The sequence below is a fragment of the bacterium genome, from assembly GCA_016873475.1.
Lineage (GTDB): Bacteria > Krumholzibacteriota > Krumholzibacteriia > JACNKJ01 > JACNKJ01 > VGXI01.
Genome location: VGXI01000317.1, coordinates 1 through 2,750 on the forward strand (window position 1 = coordinate 1; position 2,750 = coordinate 2,750).

Here is a 2,750-nt window from a genome sequence, read left to right on the forward strand (position 1 = left end):
CCAGACGCCCCCCAGCCCACCGACGACCTCGGCTTCAGCTATCGCACGCGCAAGGGCGGCGAGGTCGAGCTGCTCCACCATGGCCGCCTCGCGACCACCCTGCGCGGCGCCGTCGCGCTCGACTTCCTGGCCGAGCTGGAGTCCTGCACCGATGCCGCGGCCCAGCAGCTCATGGCCCGCCTCACCGGCAACTACAAGCGCGGCAACGAGCGCACGGCCCGCAATCACCCCCGCAATCGCCGCTGAGCCACCCGCCCCCGGGGGGTGGCCAGTCCTGGGCACTTCAGCCGCCGCCGCTTGGCAGGGCCCCTTGTTAAGACTTCGGTGCCGAAGTCTTAACAGCGCGCCTCCCAATGCAACTCGGCTGAAGACAACCGCGCGCACACGCTGCCTCTCTCCTTCCCTCAAGGAGAGATCGCCCCTGCATTCGCCTTGAACGAAGGAGAAGCGGCGAACCGTGACCAGAGCCCCGCTGGGCCACCCGCCCCCGGGGGCGTCTCGCCCCCTATCTCGATTCCGACATCCTGCCGCTACCAAGCCATTGCTAACCGGTCGGCGGCTCGGTAGTCTCCGCTCGCTCTTGTGCTCGACGAACGGAGGGATCCGATGGCGCCGGTGGTCTACCACGAAGGGCGATTCCCGCCCACGGCACTCGACTGGGAGCGCTTGATCCCGCTGCTCGGGCCTGCCGCCGCCGCGGTTGCACGCTACGACGGCATGCTGGCTGCCGTGCCGAACCCCAGCGTCTTGCTGGCTCCCTTGAGCACCCAGGAAGCGGTCTTGTCCTCCCGCATCGAGGGAACCCAAGCGACGATGGGTGAGGTGCTGGAGTTCGAAGCCGGGCAGGCGGCGTCCCCCGAGCGGCGGGAGGACATCCATGAGGTGCTCAACTACCGCGCCGCGATGCGCGAGGCCGAGCGCCTCCTGGTCACCCTGCCCCTCTCGCTGCGCGTGATCCGCGAAGCCCACAAGGTTCTGCTTGCCGGCGTTCGCGGCGAGAACAAGGCACCCGGCGAGTACCGGCGCGGGCCGAATTGGATCGGGCCGCCGGGTTGCGCGATCGAGAACGCGCACTTTGTACCGATCGGCGCCGACAAGCTCGAGGACGCGTTGAGTCGCTGGGAGCGCTACGCCCATGATGACGCGCCGGACCGACTCGTCCAGCTCGCCATCCTGCACGCGGAGTTCGAGGCCCTGCATCCTTTCCTCGACGACAACGGTCGCTTGGGCCGGATGCTCGTGCCGCTGTTCCTCTGGCAGGCTGGGCTGATCCGCCGGCCGACCTTCTACATCAGCGCCTACTTCGAGGCCCGGCGCGACAGCTATTACGACGGCCTGCTCTCCGTCTCCCGGGACGACAACTGGACCGGGTGGATCCGGTTCTTCCTTGAGGCCATCCGCGCTCAGGCGGAGGACAACCTAGCCAAGGCCCAGGGGATCCTCGCGCTGTATGAGGAGATGAAGCAGCGGGTCCCCGAGATGACCCGATCGCGTTTCGCCATTCTCGCGCTCGACTGGATCTTCGAGCGGCCGATCTTCAGGAGTTCGGACTTCGTGGATTCGGCGGGGATTCCACGCCCGACCGCGAAACGCTTCCTCGGCGTCTTGCAGGACGGCGAGGTGCTGCGGACCCTCGCAGAAGGAAGTGGCCGTCGGGCAGCGGTTCTTGCCTTCCCTGCCCTCCTTAACATTGCCGAAGGGCGGGAAGTCCTTTGATGCGCATGCATTGCAGGCAAGCTGCTTTGTCGCTCACTTAGGCCAAGAAAGTGATCCACAACCGCCTTTGTGGCGAACGCTTGAGCCGCTTCGTGGGGCGACTCCGCCTCCTATCGCTTGCGATTCCAACATCCTGCAACCATTGAACCATTGATTGCGGGTCTCAAGCTCGGTATTCTGCGCGCCGTAACCGCCGCCGGCCCGTCCGGCCCGACCTAACCCAAGACCCGCCCGCAGGATCGGCATGCCCTCTGCCCCCGAGCATCGCGAGGACGCCCCCAGCGCGCAGCCGACCGCAGCCCCCGCGGCCTGCGCGCTCCCCGGCCTCGCGACGCCTAACGAGGAGCAGCGCGCCGCCTGGATGGCCGCCCTCGCCGTCCACCGCTGCATTCACTGCGCGGGCGATCTCGGCAAGGGCTGGCGCACCGAGGACGGCCCCTTCTGCTGCCGCGGCTGCCGGGCCGTCTACGAGCTGCTCCACGGCGAGGGCCTGACGCGCTACTACGACCTCCGCCAGGGCCCGCAGGCCCCCGTGCCCACCCTGCGCCCGGACAGCTTCGCCTGGCTGGACCGTCTCCTCGCTGAGGAAGGGGAGCGCGCCGCGGCCGGACCCGCCGGCCAGGCTGCCGCCACCGCCACAGCCGAACCCGCCCCCGGGGGCGGCCGCGCGTCCGGCCCCGCCGCGGCCGCCGGAGCCACCGCCGCCGCGGGAGCCGACCCGCTGCGCCTCACCCTCGACATCCAGGGCGTCCACTGCGCCGCCTGCGTCTGGCTGCTCGAGGAGCTCTTCCAGCGCGAGCCGGGCGGCGTCGAGCTGCGCATCAACCCCTCGCTGGGCAGCGTGGACCTCACCTGGAACCCCGCCGCGGGCGAGCTCAAGCACTACTTCGCCGAGGTGGAGCGCTTCGGCTACCGCCTCGGCCCCTCGCGCAAGAGCCCCGCGCCGCGCTCGCGCGCGCTGCTCTTCCGCATGGCGGTGTGCATCGCCCTCGCCATGAACGTGATGATGTTCACGCTCAGCCTCTACTTCGGCC

Annotated in this window: 3 protein-coding genes; all 3 read left to right on the plus strand. The window is 69.4% G+C overall.

Annotated elements, in window-relative coordinates:
* The coding region (locus FJ251_15220; protein MBM4119052.1) for a PucR family transcriptional regulator at nucleotides 1-246 on the plus strand (246 nt) is incomplete at its 5' end.
* A gap of 360 nt (nucleotides 247-606) precedes the next feature.
* A complete protein-coding gene (locus tag FJ251_15225) occupies nucleotides 607-1,716 on the plus strand; it encodes a Fic family protein (GenBank protein ID MBM4119053.1) in 1,110 nt (369 codons plus the stop codon).
* 244 nt (nucleotides 1,717-1,960) lie between these two features.
* A partial coding sequence (locus tag FJ251_15230; GenBank protein ID MBM4119054.1) for a hypothetical protein occupies nucleotides 1,961-2,750 on the plus strand: 790 nt, incomplete at its 3' end.

Excerpts from the sequence above, each read along its gene's own strand:
- FJ251_15225 (MBM4119053.1), top strand. The coding sequence starts at position 607 with ATGGCGCCGGTGGTCTACCACGAAGGGCGATTCCCGCCCACGGCACTC.